Source organism: Streptomyces sp. NPDC051940 (genome assembly GCF_040680895.1).
Taxonomy (GTDB): domain Bacteria; phylum Actinomycetota; class Actinomycetes; order Streptomycetales; family Streptomycetaceae; genus Streptomyces.
The window spans coordinates 1-19,661 of the sequence record NZ_JBFAXR010000080.1; the positions used below are offsets into that span (position 1 = coordinate 1).

Annotated in this window: 18 protein-coding genes; 6 read left to right on the forward strand and 12 right to left on the reverse strand. The window is 72.2% G+C overall.

The annotated features are described in order from the left end of the window. Positions 1-23: 23 nt before the first annotated feature. Entirely contained in the window at positions 24-1,013 is a 990-nt protein-coding gene (locus AB0M28_RS26485; RefSeq protein WP_365409908.1) for an acyltransferase, read from the reverse strand. 436 nt (positions 1,014-1,449) lie between these two features. Here AB0M28_RS26485 and AB0M28_RS26490 point away from each other — a divergent pair, with 436 nt between their 5' ends. Both AB0M28_RS26490 and AB0M28_RS26495 read left to right on the forward strand, forming a co-directional pair. Next, complete coding sequence (locus tag AB0M28_RS26490) at positions 1,450-2,190, forward strand: peptidoglycan-binding domain-containing protein (protein ID WP_365409911.1); 741 nt, start codon at positions 1,450-1,452, stop codon at positions 2,188-2,190. Positions 2,191-2,283: 93 nt separating this feature from the next. Then, positions 2,284-3,858: a family 10 glycosylhydrolase gene (locus AB0M28_RS26495; RefSeq protein WP_365409914.1), complete on the forward strand. Its 1,575-nt coding sequence runs from the start codon at positions 2,284-2,286 to the stop codon at positions 3,856-3,858. Positions 3,859-3,906: 48 nt separating this feature from the next. On the opposite strand, the gene AB0M28_RS26500 is transcribed toward AB0M28_RS26495, so the two are convergent. Genes AB0M28_RS26500 through AB0M28_RS26510 form a run of 3 tightly spaced genes read right to left on the reverse strand, consistent with a single transcriptional unit; the run spans position 3,907 to position 6,354 of the window. Then, positions 3,907-4,482 carry a histidine phosphatase family protein gene (locus AB0M28_RS26500; RefSeq protein WP_365409917.1) on the reverse strand — a complete coding sequence of 192 codons (576 nt, stop codon included), beginning with the start codon at positions 4,480-4,482 and terminating at the stop codon, positions 3,907-3,909. Positions 4,483-4,504: 22 nt separating this feature from the next. Beyond that, positions 4,505-4,924, reverse strand: a complete 420-nt coding sequence (locus tag AB0M28_RS26505; protein ID WP_365409920.1) for a GNAT family N-acetyltransferase — start codon at positions 4,922-4,924, stop codon at positions 4,505-4,507. Then, positions 4,921-6,354, reverse strand: coding sequence for a PLP-dependent aminotransferase family protein (locus AB0M28_RS26510; RefSeq protein ID WP_365409923.1), 1,434 nt, complete (start codon positions 6,352-6,354; stop codon positions 4,921-4,923). Before AB0M28_RS26510 ends, AB0M28_RS26505 begins: the two co-directional genes overlap by 4 nt. On the opposite strand from AB0M28_RS26510, the gene AB0M28_RS26515 reads away from it, so the two are divergent. Both AB0M28_RS26515 and AB0M28_RS26520 read left to right on the forward strand, forming a co-directional pair. Next, a complete protein-coding gene (locus tag AB0M28_RS26515; RefSeq protein WP_365409926.1) occupies positions 6,353-7,324 on the forward strand; it encodes a DMT family transporter in 972 nt (323 codons plus the stop codon). The genes AB0M28_RS26510 and AB0M28_RS26515 overlap by 2 nt on opposite strands. A 131-nt stretch (positions 7,325-7,455) precedes the next feature. Then, positions 7,456-7,662 (forward strand): DUF1918 domain-containing protein, encoded by a 207-nt coding sequence (locus AB0M28_RS26520; protein ID WP_365409929.1) that lies wholly within the window; start codon positions 7,456-7,458, stop codon positions 7,660-7,662. Here the strand turns inward: AB0M28_RS26520 and AB0M28_RS26525 are convergent, their stop codons facing one another. Beyond that, positions 7,663-8,964, reverse strand: a complete 1,302-nt coding sequence (locus tag AB0M28_RS26525; protein WP_365409932.1) for a family 10 glycosylhydrolase — start codon at positions 8,962-8,964, stop codon at positions 7,663-7,665. A 287-nt stretch (positions 8,965-9,251) separates the two neighbouring features. Between AB0M28_RS26525 and AB0M28_RS26530 the strand changes: the two genes are divergently transcribed. Beyond that, positions 9,252-10,112: a 3-hydroxybutyryl-CoA dehydrogenase gene (locus AB0M28_RS26530; protein ID WP_365409934.1), complete on the forward strand. Its 861-nt coding sequence runs from the start codon at positions 9,252-9,254 to the stop codon at positions 10,110-10,112. 209 nt (positions 10,113-10,321) lie between these two features. Continuing rightward, entirely contained in the window at positions 10,322-10,996 is a 675-nt protein-coding gene (locus AB0M28_RS26535) for a VTT domain-containing protein (protein WP_365409937.1), read from the forward strand. 136 nt (positions 10,997-11,132) lie between these two features. Here the strand turns inward: AB0M28_RS26535 and pheT are convergent, their stop codons facing one another. From pheT to infC, 7 genes are all read right to left on the reverse strand, one after another. After that, the gene (pheT, locus tag AB0M28_RS26540; protein ID WP_365409940.1) at positions 11,133-13,658 is read right to left on the reverse strand and encodes a phenylalanine--tRNA ligase subunit beta; all 2,526 of its coding nucleotides are present in this window, start codon (positions 13,656-13,658) and stop codon (positions 11,133-11,135) included. Beyond that, positions 13,658-14,782, reverse strand: coding sequence for a phenylalanine--tRNA ligase subunit alpha (gene pheS / locus AB0M28_RS26545; RefSeq protein ID WP_365409943.1), 1,125 nt, complete (start codon positions 14,780-14,782; stop codon positions 13,658-13,660). Before pheS ends, pheT begins: the two co-directional genes overlap by 1 nt. Before the next feature lie 188 nt (positions 14,783-14,970). Beyond that, positions 14,971-16,074, reverse strand: a complete 1,104-nt coding sequence (locus tag AB0M28_RS26550; RefSeq protein WP_365409946.1) for an ATP-binding protein — start codon at positions 16,072-16,074, stop codon at positions 14,971-14,973. Positions 16,075-16,223: 149 nt separating this feature from the next. Beyond that, on the reverse strand, positions 16,224-17,075 hold the full coding sequence (locus tag AB0M28_RS26555) for an RNA methyltransferase (protein ID WP_365409949.1): 852 nt from the start codon (positions 17,073-17,075) through the stop codon (positions 16,224-16,226). Positions 17,076-17,223: 148 nt separating this feature from the next. After that, positions 17,224-17,610 (reverse strand): 50S ribosomal protein L20, encoded by a 387-nt coding sequence (gene rplT, locus AB0M28_RS26560; protein ID WP_365409952.1) that lies wholly within the window; start codon positions 17,608-17,610, stop codon positions 17,224-17,226. 77 nt (positions 17,611-17,687) lie between these two features. Continuing rightward, the gene (rpmI, locus tag AB0M28_RS26565) at positions 17,688-17,882 is read right to left on the reverse strand and encodes a 50S ribosomal protein L35 (protein ID WP_365409955.1); all 195 of its coding nucleotides are present in this window, start codon (positions 17,880-17,882) and stop codon (positions 17,688-17,690) included. Positions 17,883-18,019: 137 nt separating this feature from the next. Then, positions 18,020-18,652 (reverse strand): translation initiation factor IF-3, encoded by a 633-nt coding sequence (gene infC, locus AB0M28_RS26570; RefSeq protein ID WP_365410008.1) that lies wholly within the window; start codon positions 18,650-18,652, stop codon positions 18,020-18,022. Positions 18,653-19,661 lie beyond the last annotated feature (1,009 nt).

Consider the following 19,661-nt stretch of genomic DNA (forward strand, 5'->3'; position numbering starts at 1 on the left):
GGCCGGGACGCCGTCGCGGAGCACTACGGGATGATCGTGTCCGTCCACGGTCTGAAGCCGGCCGCGGGCTCCGGCCGCCGCAGCCGCCGCGCGTCCAGCGTGCCCAGGATCGCGAGCACCAGGCACCAGCCCGCCGCCCCGAAGCACGCCCGCAGCGCGATGCCCAGCGGCGTCATCTCCGTGAACGGCTCCTCCGCCGTGGCGAATCCCGCCCCCGCCAGCGCGAAGAGCCCGCCGCCGAGCCACCACGCCACGTCCGCGTCCCGCCGCGTCACGACCCGGAACCGGTCCTCGGCCGCCAGCGCACAGCCCGCCGCGAAGAACACCGCGTACGCCCACCGGTGCCAGCCGGCGTAGTCCTCCTCCAGCCCCGCGAAGGCGCACAGCACCGCGAGCCCGAGGGCCGGCAGCAGGATCAGCCCGCTCCGCCGCTCCACCGCGCCCGCCACCCGGCCGACGGGCACCGCGGGCAGCAGGCGGGCCACCGGCACCAGCATCAGCGAGAAGGCGAGGAGCAGCACGACGAACCACAGATGCCCGGTCTCGAAGTGCTCCCCCTGCACCAGGAACGGGAACTCGGCGGGCTCGATCCGTACGTCGTAGAAGTCCGGCAGGAAGGCGGCGTACGACTGGTCGTACGACGAGGACGCCGACCGCAGCCGCAGCCACTGCGGCAGCGGGTTCAGCGCCAGCGTGACGAACACCAGCGGCACGCCGAGCCGCAGCAGCCGCCCCCGGGTGAAACCCGCCCCGCCGCGGCGGCGCAGGGAGTACCAGGCGCCGAGGCCCGAGATGGGGAACAGCGCGGGCATCGCCCAGACGACGGCGAAGCCCGCCAGGATCATGATGGCGCCGGTCGTCTCGTCGTTCTTGACGTAGTAGTCGTCGTCCGAGGCGAACACCAGCGCCGAGTGGAAGAAGATCAGCCCGAGTACGACCAGCATCCGCACGGCGTCGAGTTCCGGCCGCCGTTCGGGTGCCGCCGCCCGCTCCGGTTCCGCCCGTGTGGCCATGCCGCCCGCCTCTCCCCCGTACCGACCGGTGTCGCCCCTCAGTCTCCGAGCGGACGCCGCCGGCGGGAAGCACGGCGGCAACTCGCCCAGGTTGCACGCTGGTTGCGCCGTCCTGCCCGCCCCTTGACGCGGATCCGCCAACGTCCGGACAATCTCAGCCACTTCCCCCACACCGACCTGGAGGACTGTTGACTCACGGCCCCTCACGGCGTGCCACGCTGCTCGCCGCGGCCGGCGGTGCGCTCGCGCTGCCCGTCATATGCTCCGGACCCGCCTTCGCCGCCGCGCCCGCCCCGTCGGGGCCGCGCGAGCTGCCCCTCGTCACCAACCCCCGCCACCCGGCCGCCGTGTACGGCCCCGACGCCGCGCGCAGCGCCCACCCCGAGCCGCTGAACGCCACCGTCGGATGCGCCCTGTCCGGTGGGGGGCGCGCCTGATGGCCACCTTCGTCACCCGTTCCCAGTGGGGCGCCCGCGCGCCCAAGAGCGTCAGCACCAACATCACGCCGGCGCAGGGCGGCGTCGTCGTGCACCACGTCGACGCGGTCAAGGTCGCGGAGGCCAGCCACGCCGACTGCGCGGCGCAGGTGCGCGGCATCCAGAACTACCACATGGACTCCAACGGCTGGTCGGACATCGCCTACAGCCATCTCGCCTGCGTCCACGGCTACCTGTTCCAGGGCCGCGGCGAGGGCGTGCGCACCGCCGCCCAGGGCACCACCCAGGGCAACGACGACTGGTACGCGGTGTGCTCGCTGACCGGCGGCACCAGCAGCAACTACGACACGATCACCGCCGCGCTGATCGACACGATCCGCTACGGCATCAACCGCCTGCGGGTCTCCGGCGGCGCCGCCCAGGCCATCACCGGCCACCGCGACCACCACTCCACCGACTGCCCGGGCAACCTGTACGCCCGCGTGCTCACCGGCGAGGTCAACCCCGGCGGCGGCCCGCTGCCGTACCCCGGGGTGAGCTTCCGCCAGCCGCCCACCTTCGTCCACGCGTCGGTGGCCACCTGGCAGTACCAGATGAACGCCCGGTTCGGCTACTCGCTGTCCGTGGACGGCCAGTACGGACCCGGTTCCGACACCGCCTGCCGTGACTTCCAGGGCGACCACGGACTCACCGTGGACGGCGTCGTCGGGCCCATGACCTGGGGCGCCACCTTCGCGTAACGCCCCGGCGCACCACCGGTCCACGCCCCACCGTCGGCCGCAGCACCCGCACCAGCTCGCCGTACCCACTTAACTCACAAGGGGGCAGATCAGATGCGTCTGCCACGCATAGTCACCGCGCTGGCGGCCGGCCTCGGCCTGCTGCTCGGCGCCATCACCGCGCTGCCCGCCCAGGCGGACGGCACCGACGGCGGGGCGGCTCCGGCCCAGTGGCGCAGCTACTGGGTCGACGCCTTCAACCCCGGTATCTACACGCCCGCCCAGGTCCAGAACCTGGTGCGGGACGCCCTCGACGTCAACGCCAACGCGCTGATCGTCCAGACCGCCCGGCGCTACGACTGCTTCTGCAACAACGCGCTGTACCCGCGCACCGACGCGGCGATCGCGGCGCTGCCGTACGACCCGCTGGCGGACATCGTCCGGCAGGGCCACGCGGCCGGGCTCGAGGTGCACGCCTGGGTCAACGTCAACACCATGTGGAACAGCGCCACCGCACCCCGCTCCCCCGACCACGTCTTCAACCAGCACGGCCCGGGCGCGACCGGCGCCGAGCGCTGGCTGAACAAGAAGGCGAACGGCCAGGAGCTGGTGGGCGCCAACGCGTACGTCGACCCCGGCGTACCGGCCGCGGTGGACTACATCGTGCGCGGCATCCAGAGCATCGTCCGCAACTACGACGTGGACGGCATCAACCTCGACTACGTCCGCTACCCGGACGGCAGCTCCACCACCACGCACAGCGACTGGGGCTACAACGACGTCTCCGTGGCCCGCTTCCAGCACGCCACCGGCCGTACGGACGTCCCCGCGCCGTCCGACCCGGCGTGGGGCGACTGGCGGCGCGACCAGGTGACCAACCTGGTGCGCAAGATCTATCTGGGCATCTGGGAGGTCGACCCGCAGGCCCGGCTCTCCATGGACGCCATCACCTACGGCCACGGCCCGTCGGCCGTGGGCGGCTGGGAGAAGACGCGGACGTACGCCGAGGTGCTGCAGGACTGGGCCGGCTGGCTGGACGAGGGGATCATGGACACCGCGGTGACCATGAACTACAAGCGCAACTGGAACCCCGACCAGGCGCTGATGTTCTCCGAGTGGTCGGAGTTCATGGCCGACCACCAGGGCGGACGCCAGGCGGTCAACGGGCCCGCGCTCTACCTCAACAGCGTCGAGGACTCCCTCGCCCAGGTGCGGGAGATCCTGCGCCCGACCGCGGCCGGCAACAAGGCGGCGGGCTGGAGCGGCTACTCCTACGCCAACCCCAGCATGAACGTGGCGGCGAACGGCCTGGCGGCCGAGCGCGCCAAGCTGGTGGCGGCCCTGACCCAGGGCGAGGACGCGCCGTTCAAGGACGACGCGTCGGTGCCCGGCATGCCGTGGAAGCAGGCGCCGGCGGACGGCCATGTGACCGGTGTGCTCACGCTGCGCGGCGGGGCCGCGCTGGACCAGCTGCCGGTGACGCTGCGGTCGCTCACCACCGGCGCGTCGGAGACCACCCGGTTGAGCGACGGCTCGGGCTGGTTCGGCTTCGCCCATGTGGATCCGGGTGTGTACCTGGTGTCCGTGGACCTGCCGGACGGTGTGGTCGGCTCGCCCGCGACCGTGGTGACGGTGACGGAGGGCGGGATCGCGAAGGCGGAGTTCCCGCTGTTCCTCAGCGTTCCGTAGGACACGCCGGAGGCGGCCGGCGGGTGCGATCACCCGCCGGCCGTCTCCTCACGCCCAGCCGTCCAGATGGAGGTTCCACCGCCCCGGCAGCCCCATCAGGCTGATCGTCGACAGGGGCATCACGTCGATCCGCCAGTACGTCGCGGGCGGCGCCTTCAGCGCGTACACCAGGGCGGCCCGGACCACGGACGGCTCGGTGACGGCGAGCAGCAGGCTGCCGTCCGCCGGACGGGTGTCGATCCAGCTGCCCACCCGGCGGATGAAGTCCATCAGCGGCTCGCCGCCGTGCGGGGCGGAGTACGGATCGGCCAGCCACGCGTCGACCACCTGCGGCTCGGCCCGCATCACCTCCTGGAGCGTGTGCCCCCGCCACCGCCCCATGTCGCAGTCGCGCAGCGCCAGCTGGGCCAGCGGCGCCAGCCCCAGCACGCGTCCGGTCTCACGCGCCCGCGGCGACGGCGAGCAGTAGCGCAGGTCGGCCGACGCGAGCGGCCCCAGCGCGGGCAGCGCGCGTTCCGCCTCGGCCCAGCCTCCCGCGTCCAGCGGCAGGTCGTCGTCGAACCGCTCGGCGAGCCGGGAGGACGAGTTCCGGGCCGCCGCCAGAAACGTGAGGCGAACGCTCATGAGGCGGATCATAGGAGCGAGATCACTGCTTGCCCAGAGCCATCCATTGGCCAGGGTTTTCCAGCGCCCGGAATCCGAGCTTCTCGTATACGCCGTGTGCATCCGCGGTGGCCAGAAGGATACGGCGGAGCCCCAGCGGCTCCAGCTGGTCGCGGATCGCGGCGACCAGCCCGGTGCCCAGACCGAGCCCGCGGGCGGCCGGATCGACGTACACGTCGCACAGCCAGGCGAAGGTCGCCCGATCCGTGACGATCCGGGCATACGCCACCTGATCGCCCGTTGCCCGGTCGTACGCCCCGAAGTTGAGGGAGTGGTCGAACGCCCGCTCCTGCTGCTCCCGGCTGCGGCCGAGCGCCCAGTAGGCGTCGCCGGAGAGCCAGCGGTGGACGAGGGCCCGGTCCAGCCGGGCGGGGTCGGCGGAGATCTCGAAGCGGTCGCTCATCCGGCCAGGCTGTCACAGGCCCGGCCGAGGCGGTGCACCCCCTCGGCGATCTCGCCGGGCTCCGCCGGGGAGACGAAACTCAGCCGCAGATGCGGCGCCGGGGGCTCGGCGGGGAAGTAGTGGCGGCCGGCGGCCACGGCGACGCCCTCGCGCAACGCCGCGGCGGCCAGGGCGCGTTCGTCCGTTCCGTCGGGCAGCCGCTGCCAGACGTGGAAGCCGCCGGGCGAGACGCGGGGCGGCGTCCACCCGGGGAGCCGGGTCCGCAGCGCGGTCAGCAGCACCTCCCGCCGGGCGCGCAACTCCCCCGCCACGGTCCGCAGATGCCGGGACCAGGCGGGGGAGCCGACGAGCTCCAGCGCGGCCTCCTGCAGCGGCCTGGGGACGAAGAAGCTGTCGACGATCTGGATCGCGCGCAGCCGGTCCACCACCGGGCCGCGGGCGGCGATGGCGCCGACGCGCAGGCTGGGCGAGGTCACCTTGGTCAGGGACGTGATGTGGACGACGACCCCGTCGTGGTCCTCGGACATCAGGGTGGGCGGCAGCTCGCCCGCGTCCTCGTGGACGACCCGGCGGGCGAAGTCGTCCTCGATCACGAACGCCCCCGCCTCGCGCGCGATCCGCACCACCTCGGCGCGCCGCTCGGGCGCGAGCATGGCGGTGGTCGGGTTCTGGAACAGGGGCTGGCAGACGAACACCCGCGCGCCGGTGGCACGGAAGGCGTCGGCCAGCAGGTCCGTACGCACCCCGCCGGCGTCCATCGGCACGGGCACCGGCCGCAGGCCGAACGCGCGGGCGGCCGCGAGCAGTCCGGGATACGTCGGCGACTCGACCAGCACCGGCGCCCCGGGGGACGCCAGCGCACGCAGGGCGCCGGTGAGGGCGGGCTGTCCGCCGCCGGTCACCAGGACCTGGGAGGGCGTGACGCCGCCGATCTCGCGGGCGAACCAGGCGCGCAGCTCGGCGACCCCCTCGGTCGGCGGCCGGTCCCAGGCGCCCGGCCGGCGGCCGGCCCGCGCGAGGGCGGCGGCCAGCGCCCGCTCGGGCTGCAGGGCGGCGTGCAGATAGCCGCCGCTCAGCTCGACGACGCCGGCGGGCGGGGTGGCCAGGGTGACCAGCAGGTCGGAGGCGTCGACGGAGCGCGGCACGCCGTCGGCGGCGAGTTCGGCGCTCAGCGCGATCGCCTGCCAGGACGTGTCCCCGGCGGCCGCCACTGAGGGCCCGCTCTCCGCCCGGAACGCACCGGCGCCCGGCCGGGTCGTCACCAGCCCCTCCGCGGTGAGCTGCCTCAGGGCGGCGGAGACCGTGACCGGGCTGACCCGGTACCGCTCGACGAGAACCCTGCTGGAGGGCAGCTTCTCACCCGGGGAGTAGCGCTTCACTTCGTCACGCATGACTCGTGCAAGATTCGCGGTACTGCTACTGTCTGGCATGAGAGAAGAGAATAGCGCTACTGCCCAGTTGACGATAGCGGTCACGGAGCCGGCCCCGCCTGCCGCCACCGCTCCCGCCGCCGCGGACAGTGCGCCCGGGGGTTTCTGGCACTCCTCCTGGGGCGGCAGCGCGCTCGCCGCCCTCGGCGTGATCAGCTTCTCGCTCACCTTCCCCGGCACCGTGTGGGCCCTGGACGGCTTCGGCCCCTGGTCGACGGTGGCCGTCCGGCTGCTGCTCGCCGCGCTCATCGCCGGCGGCTGTCTGCTCGCCCTGCGCGTGCCGGTGCCGAAGCGCGCCGACTGGCCGGGGCTGGCCGTGGTCGCCGGCGGTGTGGTCATCGGCTTCCCGCTGCTCACCACGCTGGCCCTGCAGACGTCCACCACCTCGCACGCGGCCGTCGTCGTCGGCCTGCTCCCGCTGACCACGGCGGCCCTGGCGGCCTTCCGTACGGGCGTGCGCCCCTCGCGCACCTTCTGGACGGCGGCGGTGGGCGGGGCGGCGGTCGTCGCCGTGTTCACCGTGCAGCAGAGCGGCGGGGCCCTGAGCACCGCGGACCTCTACCTGCTGGCGGCGCTGCTGGTGTGCGCCGCCGGCTACACCGAGGGCGGCCGGCTGGCCCGTACGATGCCGGGCTGGCAGGTCATCGCCTGGGCGCTGGTGCTGTGCCTGCCGCTGTCGCTGCCGGGCGCGCTGATCGCGGTGACGACGGAGCCGGTGCAGCTCACCGGGCACGCCGTCGCGGGCGTGCTGTGGCTGGCGGTGGGGTCCCAGTTCGTGGGGCTGCTGGTCTGGTACCGGGGCATGGCCGTGATCGGCGTACCGCGGGCCAGCCAGCTGCAGCTGGCCCAGCCGCTGCTGACCCTCGTCTGGTCCGTCGGACTGCTCGGCGAGCACCTGCCCCTGGCGGCCCCGCTGGCGGCGGTGGGCGTGCTGGTCTGCATCGCGGTCACCCAGCGGGCGGCACGCTGAGCGAACGGGAATCCCGGCCGAGCTCTGCCGGGATTCCGGGCGCGCTCAGAGAGGCCAAGTCGCGCGTAGCGCCATAAACTGGCTGTCACAGACCCCAATCACACAGCCACGCGGACGGGAGGTCGACCGCAATGCGAGCCGAAAAGGGCGACAAGCTGCTCACCCACGGCCGGATCGTCGGACAGCACGACCGGGTCGGAGAGATCGTCGAGGTGCTCGGAACGGGTGGCGAGCCTCCGTACCGGGTGAAGTTCGACGACGGTCACGAGTGCGTGATGACGCCGGGCCCGGACTCCGTCGTACAGCACCCGGGTACGACGGAGACCGGGACGCGGTGACTAGATCCGGGGCGCGAGCGCCGGACGCTGGTAGTGGTCGGCCACCAGCTGGCTGACCGCGCCCAGCGGATCCTGCGGGAGCAGCTTCGCGGAGAAGTAGATGTTCCCCTTGACCTGCGGATAGTCCTTGCAGAACGTCAGATGCCGGGACAGCTCGGCGGGGTCGAACCACGCCGACGGCTGTCCCGCCGTCCCCACCTTGTACAGCGCCTCACCTATGTAGAGGTTCACGTTCGTGCCGGCGACCACGTCGTTCCACCACGGCACGAGCACCTGGTAGTCGGCGGCGGTCATCCCGATGTGCCAGTAGACCTGCGGGCATATGTAGTCCAGCCACTCCTCGCGGACCCACTTGCGGGTGTCGGCGTAGAGGCTGTCGTACGTCTGCGCCCCGGCGGTCGTGGCCGATCCCAGCACCGGGTCGGTGGCCGCGTTGCGCCACACGCCGAACGGGCTGACGCCGAACTGGACGTGCGGCTTGATCTCCTTGATCCGCAGGCCCAGTTCGCGGATCAGCCGGTCGATGTTGTCGCGCCGCCAGTCGGCCTTGGTGGCGAAGTTCCCGCCGTACTGCTGGTACTGCGCCTCGTCGGCGAACTCCTGGCCGGCCACCGGGTAGGGGTAGAAGTAGTCGTCGAAGTGGACGGCGTCGATGTCGTAGTTCCGGACGGCGTAGAGGATCGCGTCCTGGATGAAGGCGCGGGCCTCCGGGATGCCCGGGTTGTAGTAGATCTTGCCGCCGTACGGCACGACCCAGTCGGGGTGCACGTTCGCCGGGTGGTCCGCGACCAGCTTCTCCGCCTTGGCGTCGTTGCGGATCCGGAACGGGTTGAACCAGGCGTGCAGCTGCAGGTCCCGCTTGTGCGCCTCGCGCACCGCGAAGCCCAGCGGGTCCCAGCCGGGGTCCTGGCCCTGGACGCCGGTCAGGAACTCCGACCAGGGCTCGTACGGCGAGGGGAACATCGCGTCGGCGGTCGGGCGGACCTGGAAGACCACCGTGTTCAGCCGCCGGGCCACCGCCTCGTCCAGCCGGGCCAGCAGCTGGCGCTTCTGCTCGGTCGCGGACAGGCCCTGGCTCATCGGCCAGTCTATGTTCGCCACGGTGGCGATCCAGCTGCCCCGCATCTGCACCGCCGGGCGGCCCAGGAAGTCCGTCTGCGCGGCGCCGGCCGGCGCCGCGGCCACGGCCCGGCCGCCGCCGAGCGTGAGCGCCCCCAGAGCGCCGGCTGCCGCCACCGCGCCGAAACGGCGGCGGCTCAGCGTCTCCCGTGCCCCGTGTGTCCCGGACGTGCTGCTCCCCATCAGTTCCTCCGACTCATCCGACAGCTGACGAGCCCGGCCGCGGGCACGCCGAAGGGCGCGCTTCTCACGCGTACCGGGCTCCGGAAGTGGTCTGAACCACTCCGCAGTTCGCGCTCATCCTTACGGTCCGGATCACGCGAAAACAAGGCTGTGGCCGGTATCACTGCCGCATTTCATTGGTCTAAGCCGCAGAATCTTCTGTGGCCGCCGCCCGGGTGAGCGCTCGTTCACCGGCCTCCGGTAACGTCGGCCACGTCCACGACACCCCAGGGAAAGGCACGTACGCCGTGAGCGACATCCAGCGCGTCGGAGTGGTCGGCGCAGGACAGATGGGCGCGGGCATCGCCGAGGTCTTCGCCCGGTCCGGCCTCGACGTGAAGGTCGCCGAGATCACCGGCGAGGCGCTGGAGCTGGGCCGCACCCGGCTGCACAACTCCCTGGGGAAGGCCGCCGAGCGCGGCAAGATCACCGAGCAGGAGCGGGACGAGACGCTCGCGCGCCTCAGCTTCACCACGGACCTCGGCGAGTTCGCCGACCGGGATCTGGTGATCGAGGCCGTGGTGGAGAACGAGCAGGTCAAGACGGAGATCTTCCAGATCCTGGACCAGGTCGTGACCCGCCCCGACGCGATCCTCGCCTCGAACACGTCCTCCATCCCGCTGGTGAAGCTCGCGGTCGCCACCTCGCGCCCCGACCACGTCATCGGCATCCACTTCTTCAACCCGGCGCCCGTGCAGAAGCTCGTCGAGCTGATCCCCGCGCTGACCACCAGCGAGGAGACGGTCAGGCGGGCGGAGGAGCTGGCAGCCAAGATCCTCGGCAAGCACGCGATCCGCGCCCAGGACCGCTCCGGCTTCATCGTCAACGCGCTCCTGGTCCCCTACCTCCTCTCCGCCATCCGCATGTTCGAGTCGGGCCTGGCGACCCGGGAGGACATCGACAACGGCATGGAGCTGGGCTGCGCCCACCCGATGGGCCCGCTGAAGCTGTCGGACCTGATCGGCCTGGACACGATCGTCTCGATCGCGGACTCGATGTACACCGAGTACCGCGAGCCGCTGTACGCCGCCCCGCCGCTGCTGCAGCGCATGGTGGACGCGGGGCGGCTGGGGCGGAAGTCGGGGGCCGGGTTCTACACGTACGCGTGAGCACGGCCGCGTCCGAAGGGTTTGCCTTGACCGGCGGATCGCGGAACGTCCGGGGCGTCCCGGTCGTCTTCTCAGGCAGGCGTCTGTCCGCCTCGCGGACGGGCCCCTGGTGCCTTACGACCGATGCGACGGGCGTCCGCCCGTCCATGTAGCCTCGGGCCGTACCCGTGGCTGCGGCTGTCACCGCCGATCAACAGGAGCTCCCTTCCGTGACGACGACACTGGCCCTCGGTCCCAGCTGGCTGGACCCGGACTATCTGATCCAGACCTTCGGTCTGATCGGTGTCCTCGGGATCGTCTTCGCCGAGTCGGGCCTGCTGATCGGCTTCTTCCTGCCCGGTGACTCGCTGCTGTTCACCACGGGGCTGCTCGTCGCGGGCGACAAGCTGGACTCCCCGCTGTGGCTGGTCTGCGTGCTGATCTGGCTCGCGGCGGTGGCCGGTGACCAGGTCGGCTACCTCTTCGGCCGCAAGGTCGGGCCGTCGCTCTTCCGCCGGCCGGACTCGCGGCTGTTCAAGCAGGAGAACGTGGAGAAGGCGCACGACTTCTTCGAGCGGCACGGCTCGAAGTCAATCGTCCTGGCGCGCTTCGTGCCCATCGTTCGTACGTTCACGCCGATCGTGGCGGGCGTGAGCCGCATGAACTACCGCACGTTCGTGACGTTCAACGTCATCGGCGGTCTGCTCTGGGGCGTGGGGGTCACGGTCCTCGGGTACTTCCTCGGCCAGATCGACTTCGTGCACAAGAACATCGAGGCGATCCTGATCCTGATCGTGCTGCTCTCGGTGGTCCCGATCGCAATCGAGTTCCTCCGCGCACGCCGCGCCTCCACCCGCTCCGAGGAGTCCCCGACCCCCTCCCGGGGCCGGCACGCAAAGCGCTGACCATCCAGCCCGTCCGGCGTTTGAGGACTGAGGCGCGAAGCGCCGAACCGCGCCGCAGGCGCCAGCGCGACAGAGCCCGCCACCCCCGAGCCGAAGGCTCAAAGGGTGACGGGCTCTCGACGGGGACCGCGGAGCTTCACGCTCCGCGAAGCACCGCACCCGTACGCTCACCGGCCACGGCGACAGCCGCATCGCGCGCCGCGGAGGCCTCGTCGACGGTGAGCGTGCGATCCGCGGCGCGGAACCGCAGAGCGTACGCCAGGGACTTCCGGCCCTCGCCGACCTGGTCACCGGTGTAGACGTCGAACAGCCGGATCGACTCCAGCAGCTCCCCCGCACCGGACCGCAGCGCCGCCTCCACGGAGGCAGCCGGCACCGTCGCCTCGACCACGAGCGCGACGTCCTGCGTGGCGACCGGGTAGTTCGAGATCGACGGGGCGACGGGCGCGGAGCCCGCCTGGCCCAGCAGATCGAGGCTGATCTCCATGGCCGAGGTCCGCTCGGGCAGCGACAGCGCCTTGACGACCCGCGGGTGCAGCTCGCCGGCGTGGCCGACCAGCGTCTTCTGACCGCCCACCTCGGCGTACAGCGCCGCGCACCGGCCGGGGTGCCACGGCTCGTGCTGGTCGGCCTCGACCACGAGGGACACGCCCGCCTCGGCGGCGACGAGGCGACCCGCCTCGACCGCGTCCGCCCAGGTCGTGGGACGGCCCTTGCCCCACCATCCGGCCTGCTCACGCGCACCGGCCAGCACGACCGCCGCCCGCCGCGGCTGCTTGGGCAGCGCGGCCTCCAGCGAGGCGATCTCCTCGTCCGTGGGACGCCGGTCCACGGGCAGCCGGACCGCCGCGGGCGCGCCCGCCACCGGCCGGAAGACCAGACCGGTCTCGAACAGGGCCACGTCATGAGAGCCCCGGCTCTCGTTGCGGCGCAGCGCACCGAGCAGCCCCGGCAGCAGCGTCGTACGGAGCGCGGGCTCCTCGTCGCTCAGCGGGTTGACCAGCGTGACCACGGAACGACGCGCGTCCCCGGCCGGGAGTCCGAGCTGGTCGAAGACCGACTCGCTCAGGAACGGGTAGCACGGCGCCTCGACGTACCCCGCCCCCGCCAGCGCCCGGCCGACCCGCCGGTGCAGCCGCTGCCGCGCGGTCAGGCCGCGGCCCGCCGGGGGCTTCGGCAGCGTGGAGGGCAGGTTCTCGTAGCCCTCCAGCCGGATGACCTCCTCGGCGAGGTCGTTCGGCGCCGCGAGGTCGGGCCGCCAGGACGGCACGGACACCGTCAGCTCGTCGGCCCCGTACACGTCGCAGCCGATCTCCTGCAGCCGGCGTACGACCGTCTCACGCCCGTACGCGACACCCGCCACCCGGTCGGGGTGGTCGGCCCGCATCAGGATCGTGCGGGGCGCGGACGGCGCGGCGACCTCCGTGACGCCCGCCTCCGCCGTACCGCCCGCGAGCAGGACCAGCAGGTCCACCGCGCGCTGCGCGGCCGCGGGGCCCGCCTGCGGGTCGACGCCGCGCTCGAAGCGCTTGGACGCCTCCGAGGACAGCTTGTGGCGCCGGGCCGTACGCGCGATGGCCACCGGGTCGAAGTGCGCGGCCTCGATGACGATCTCGGTCGTGCCCTGCACCTCGCCGAGCAGCGACTCCCGCTCCGCGGCGTCGGCGATCTCGGTGTTGGCGCCGCCCATCACGCCGGCCAGCCCGATCGGGCCGTTGCCGTCGACGATGAGGAGGTCCTCGCCGTCGAGGGTGCGCTCGACGTCGTCGAGCGTGGTCAGCTTCTCGCCGGGCGTGGCCCGGCGTACGCCGATCGCACCGCTGATCAGCTTCCGGTCGTACGCGTGCAGCGGCTGGCCGATCTCCAGCATCACGTAGTTCGTGATGTCCACGGCCAGCGAGATCGGGCGCATGCCGGCCTTCTGCAGCCGGCGCTGCATCCACAGCGGCGAACGCGCCTCGGGGTCGACGCCGACCACCGTGCGGGCGGTGAAGCGGTCGCAGCCGGCGAGGTCGGCGACCTCCACCGGGTAGCCGTACTCGTTCGGCCCGGGCACGTCCAGCAGCGCCGGGTCACGCAGCGGCAGCCCGTACGCGATGGCCGTCTCCCGGGCGACGCCGCGCAGCGACAGGCAGTAGCCGCGGTCGGCGGTCACGGCGATGTCGAGGACCTCGTCGACCAGCTGGAGCAGCTCGATCGCGTCCGTGCCGGGCTCGTACTCCGGCGGCAGCACGATGATGCCGTCGTGGTCGTCGCCCATGCCCAGCTCGCGGGCGGAGCAGATCATGCCCTCGGAGGTCTTGCCGTACGTCTTGCGGGCGGCGATCTCGAAGTTGCCGGGGAGTACGGCGCCGGGCAGCACGACGACGACCTTGTCGCCGACGTTGAAGTTGCGCGCGCCGCAGATCAGGTTCTGCGGCTCGCCCGTGCCGTTGGCCTCGCCGACGTCCACCTGGCACCAGCGGATCGGCTTCTTGAACTCGGTCAGCTCCTCGATCGCGAGGACCTTGCCGACGACGAGCGGACCCTTCAGGCCGTCACCGAGCTGCTCGACCGTCTCCACCTCGAGCCCGGCCGAGATGAGCTTGGCCTGGACGTCGCGGCCGGAGATGCCGGCCGGCAGGTCGACGTACTCCCGCAGCCACGAAAGCGGGACTCGCATCAGATCTCCATCCCGAACGGCCGGGTGAACCGGACGTCACCCTCGACCATGTCTCGCATGTCATGGACGTTGTGGCGGAACATCAGCATCCGCTCGATGCCGAAGCCGAAGGCGTAGCCGCTGTACTTCTCCGGATCGATGCCGCAGGCCACCAGGACCTTGGGGTTGACCATGCCGCAGCCGCCCAGTTCGATCCAGCCCTCGGAGGAGCAGGTGCGGCAGGGGCGGTCCGGGTTGCCGACGGACTCGCCGCGGCAGACGTAGCAGACCATGTCCATCTCGGCGGACGGCTCGGTGAAGGGGAAGTGGTTCGGCCGCAGCCGGGTCTTCATGCCCTCGCCGCCGAACAGCTCGCGGACCATGTGGTCCAGCGTGCCCTTCAGGTCCGCCATGGTCAGGCCCTCGTCGACGGCGAGCAGCTCGACCTGGCCGAAGACCGGGGTGTGGGTGGCGTCCAGCTCGTCGGTGCGGTAGACGCGGCCCGGGCAGATCACGTACACCGGGGGCTCGCGGTCCAGCATGGAGCGGATCTGGACGGGCGAGGTGTGGGTGCGCAGCACCAGGCCGGAGTCCTCGCCGCCGTCCGAGCCGCGCACGAAGAACGTGTCCTGCTCGGTACGGGCCGGATGGTCCGGGCCGATGTTCAGCGCGTCGAAGTTGAACCACTCGGCCTCGACCTCGGGGCCCTCGGCGACCTCGTAGCCCATGGCCACGAAGACGTCCTCGATGCGCTCCGAGAGCGTGGTGAGCGGATGCCGGGCGCCGGCGGGGATCCGGTCGTACGGCAGGGAGACGTCGACGGCCTCCTCCACCAGCACGCGGGCGTCGCGCTCCGCCTCCAGCTCCTCCTGGCGCTCCTTGAGGGCCTTGTTCACGGCGCCGCGTGCCTGGCCCACGCGCTTGCCGGCGTCGGCCTTGGCGTGCGGCGGCAGGGCGCCGATCTCACGGTTGGCGAGCGCGAGCGGCGAGCGGTCGCCGCAGTGGGCGGTCTTCGCCTCGCGGAGCTGCTCGAGGTCGGCGGCGGCGGCGAACGCCGCGACCGCCTCGTCGCGCATCCGCTCGATTGCTTCCGGCTTCAGTGCCTCGACCTCGACAGGGTCGTACGACTTGTTGGGTGCGGACATCCTCTTCCCGTACTTCCGATTGGCTGGCTGCGCGCTCTTGCCCGGTCATGGGTGGCCGGTAGTGCCCTTGTGCCAAAGCACGAGTCTAGACGGCGCGCGGGGGTCGTTTACGCCTGTGGGTGCCGGTCACCCGTGGTCGAGGCGCCGGGGCGGGCGTCAGGCGTGCTGGTGTGGCCCGTGGGCGCCGCTCAGGCCAGATGGGCCGGGGCGCCGACGGGCAGGGTAAATCGGAAGCGGGCGCCGCCGCCGGGGGCGCGGCTGACCGAGATCGTGCCGCCGTGGGCCTCGACGATGCCCTTGACGATGTACAGGCCCAGCCCCGTGCCGCCGCGCTTGCTGCCCCGCCAGAAGCGGGTGAAGACGCGGCTCATCGACTCCTCGGGGATGCCGGGGCCTTCGTCGCTCACGGTGACCTCAGTGCCTTCCATGCCGTCCGCGCCTGCCGTTGCCCCCTGCCCGGGGGACGGTGTGACCTCGATCGTGACAGTTCCGGCGCCGTGGCGCACGGCGTTTTCCAGCAGGTTGCCCAGGACCTGGTCGATCTTGTCGGGATCGGCCCACAGGTCGGGCAGCTCCGGCGAGACGAGCGTGACGAAGCGGCCGGGGTCCTCCCCCGCCGTCGTCTGCGCCTCGACGTGCCGGCGTACGGCGGCGGCGATGTCGACGCGCTGGCGCCGCACCTCCAGCCGGCCGGAGTCGATCCGGGAGATGTCCAGCAGCTCGGCGATCAGCCGCGTGACGCGGTTGGCGTCGGCGTGGACCGTCTCCAGCATCAGGCGCTTCTGGTCGTCGGTGAAGCGCTCCCACTTGGCGAGCAGGGTCGCCGTGAAGCCCTTGACCGACGTGAGCGGGGAGCGCAGCTCGTGGGCGACGGTGGCGATCAGCTCGGCGTGGCTGCGCTCGTTGCGCAGCCGGGCCTCGGTGGAGCGCAGGGTGATCACGAGGCGGTGCAGGGGCCCGGCGGGGTGCTGGCGGACGTAGCGGGCGGCGACGAGCACCTCGCGGTTGCCCGGGAGCAGCAGATGGCGCTCGGGCTGGGCGCTGCGGATGGCGAGCCCGCCGTACGGGTCGGTGAGCGTCCACCAGCGGCGCCCCTTGAGGTCCTCCAGCGGGAGCGCCTCGTCGACGGGGCGGCCGAGCGCCTCGGCCGGCGTGCTGGCGGTGATCCGGGCGGCGGCCGCGTTGAAGCAGATCACGCGCCCCGTCTCGTCGGCCACGACGAGTCCGTCGGGCAGATCGTCGGGGTCCAGGCCAAGCGTCTTGAGATCACTGACGTCGTCGGTGAAATCCATGGCAACCCCCTTTCGCCGGCCGGGTGTTGCTCGTCTCCCCGTTGACTGGCTCCCGGCCAGGCCACCTTACTCGGTGAAGGTTGCGATGGGGCACCCGCGCGGGTGACGTTCCGCACGCACACGCTTACCCGTTCGGGGGCACCGCCATCCTACGAACGGCAGCCGCCGGGAGTGCGCTGGGCGCGTGCCGAGGCGTACAGGCAGACCGCCGCCGCCGTGGCCAGGTTCAGGCTCTCCGCCCGGCCGTGGATCGGGACGCGGATCACCGCGTCCGCCAGGGCGCGGGTCTCCTCCGGCAGGCCCCACGCCTCGTTGCCGAAGACCCAGGCCGTGGGGCCGGCCAGCGCCCCCTTGTCGAGCTCGTCGTCCAGGTCGCGCTCCCCCGCGCCGTCCGCGGCGACGATGCGCACGCCCGCCGAGCGCAGGCCCTCGACCGCCCGCTCCACGGGCACGCCGACGGCGACCGGCACGTGGAACAGGCTGCCGACGGAGGCGCGCACCGACTTCGGGTTGTACAGGTCGACGGAGGCGTCCGTCAGGATCACCGCCTCGGCGCCCGCCGCGTCCGCGCAGCGCAGCACGGTCCCGGCGTTCCCCGGGTCGCGGACGTGCGCCAGCACGGCCACGAGCTTGGGCTTCGCGGCGAGGATGTCCTCGAAGGAGGCGTCCACGAAGCGGCAGACCCCGACCAGCCCCTGCGGGGTGACGGTGTGCGAGATCTCCGCCATGACCTCGTCGGTGGCGGTGTGCACCCGCGCCCCGGCGGCGCGCGCGGCGTCCACGATGTCCGCGTACCGCTCGGCGGCCTCGACGGTCGTGAAGAGCTCCAGCAGCGTCGGCTCGCCGTCGGCGTCGTGGCCGACGGCCTCCCGTACCGCCTGCGGCCCCTCGGCGAGGAAGCGCCGCTCCTTGCCGCGGAAGGCGCGCCGCGACAGCCGCCGCGCGGCGGCCACACGGGCGGAGCGCACGGAGGTCAGCTCGGGGGTCGGGGGTGGGGTCACGCTCGTACTCACTCCGTCGTACTGGGGTGCGGGGGAGGTGGGGCGGTGGGGCGGGTGGTGCGGTCGGTGCGGGGCGGTGCGGGGAACGACAGGACCCGCAGGGCTCAGCCCTGCGGGTCCTGACTCAGCCGTTGGCGAGAAGTGTCGCTCAGGCGGCGGTCTTCGGCGCGTTGACGTCGCTCGGAAGGGCCTTCTGGGCCGCCTCGACGAGCGCGGCGAACGCGTTCGAGTCGTTGACCGCGAGGTCGGCCAGCATCTTGCGGTCCACCTCGATGTTGGCGGCCTTCAGACCCTGGATGAAGCGGTTGTAGGTGATGCCGTTGGCGCGGGCAGCGGCGTTGATGCGCTGGATCCACAGCTGACGGAAGTCGCCCTTGCGCTTCTTGCGGTCGTTGTAGTTGTAGACGAGGGAGTGGGTGACCTGCTCCTTCGCCTTGCGGTACAGGCGGGAACGCTGGCCGCGGTAGCCGCTGGCCTGCTCGAGGATCGCGCGGCGCTTCTTCTGGGCGTTCACTGCCCGCTTGACGCGTGCCATTTTTCAAACTCCTTGGTTACGAATGGTCCCGGGACGGGTGCGCTCGGCGCGGGTTGTTCACGCGCCGGCGCGGGGTGTTACTTGCCGAGAAGCTTCTTGATCTTCTTGGCGTCGGCCGGGGCCATCTCCTCGGTGCCCGTGAGGCGACGGGTCAGGCGGGAGGACTTGTGCTCGAGCAGGTGGCGCTTGCCGGCGCGCTCGCGCAGCACCTTGCCAGAGCCAGTGATCTTGAAGCGCTTCTTGGCACCGCTGTGCGTCTTGTTCTTCGGCATAGCGCCGTTCACTCCTCGTCAGTGGACGCCCCCGTCCGCCGTAAAACGGCAGGCAAAAGCGCCCGGTGTTTCGGTTGGCTTTCCGACGGCCCCCTGGGCAGGGGGCGCCGTGTTGCGAGCGCGGGCTTGCGCCCGGCTCAGGCTTCGGCCGGCTCCTCGACAGGGGCCTCGACGTCGGCGTCGGCGTCGGCAGCCCGGCCCTGGCGCTCGGCCTTGCGGGCGGCCTGGGCCTCGCGGGCCTCGGCCATGGCCTCGGTCTTCTTCTTGTGCGGGCCGAGAACCATGATCATGTTGCGGCCGTCCTGCTTGGGGTTGGACTCGATGAAGCCCAGCTCCTGGACGTCGTCCGCGAGCCGCTGCAGCAGCCTGTAGCCCAGCTCGGGACGGGACTGCTCGCGACCACGGAACATGATCGTGATCTTGACCTTGTCGCCCTGCTTGAGGAAGCGGACCACGTGACCCTTCTTGGTCTCGTAGTCGTGCGGGTCGATCTTCGGCCGGAGCTTCATCTCCTTGATGACCGTGTGCGCCTGGTTCTTGCGCGCCTCACGGGCCTTCATGGCCGACTCGTACTTGAACTTCCCGTAGTCCATGAGCTTGCACACGGGGGGACGGGCGTTCGCCGCGACCTCGACCAGGTCGAGGTCGTACTCCTGCGCAAGCTCCAGGGCCTTGGCAAGCGGCACGATGCCGACCTGCTCGCCGCTGGGACCGACAAGACGCACCTCTGGGACGCGAATACGGTCGTTGATGCGGGGCTCGGCGCTGATGGGGCCTCCTCGGTAGCACCGCGCGGTTGCCTGGCGGGCAGCCGCGTCACGTCTGTGTTCGGTGACCTCAACGCGTCCTGAGCATGAAAAATGCCCCGGACGGGACACATGCGGATGCTCCTTGCCGGGGAGCACCGCCGCGGTCGCCGCGGGGCGCTACTGGACCGGTGACCCGCCTGCCCGGGGGCTGGTCGGGTGGGATGCTCAGGAGCTTCCACTTGTGGGCCGGGCACGCTAGTGACCGGCCGGTCGGGTTCCAGAGTACCAGGGTGTGCGGGGGTGTGTGCACATCGCTGCGCTCGGCGGTCGGCTGTGGGCTTGCGTCGCGTACCGCTGCGGGGGCTCCGCCCCCGGGCCCCCTTCGCGGGCTGCGCCCGCTGTTTCGCGCCTGCGGCGCTCGTCCTCAGGCGCCGGACGGGCTGGGTTCGGGCCCTTCGCCCGGATGCCCCGGGCCGGGGTCGGCGCTTCGCGCCCTCGTCGTCCGGGAGCCGGACGGGTTGGGGTGCGTCCTTCGCCCGGCGCCTGGGTGCCGGAGTTTCGGCGCTCCGCGCCTCGTCCTCAAACGCCGGACGGGCTGGGTGTGGGGCCCTCGCCCTGATGCCCAGGTGCGGCCGGGGGTCTGCGCCCACCACCCGGTACCCCTGACCGCGTCGGCGCTTCGCGCCTCGTCCTCAAGTGCCGGACGGGCTGGGGATGCCGGACCGGCTGCGGATGCCAGACGCCCTGGGCGTGACACCCCACCCTGACGCCCACGTACGGCCAGGGGTCCGCGCCCACCACCCGGTACCCCCTCACCGCGTCCGCGCTTCGCGCCTCGTCCTCAAGCGCCGGACGGGCTGGGGATGCCAGACGCCCTGAGCGTGAGACCCCCACCCTGACGCCCACGCACGGCCGGGGTGACCCCCGCCACCCCTCACCCCTCGGCGCTTCGCCCCCACCCCTCGGCGCTTCGCCCCCACCCCTCGGCGCTTCGCCCCCACCCCTCGGCGCTTCGCCCCCACCCCTCGGC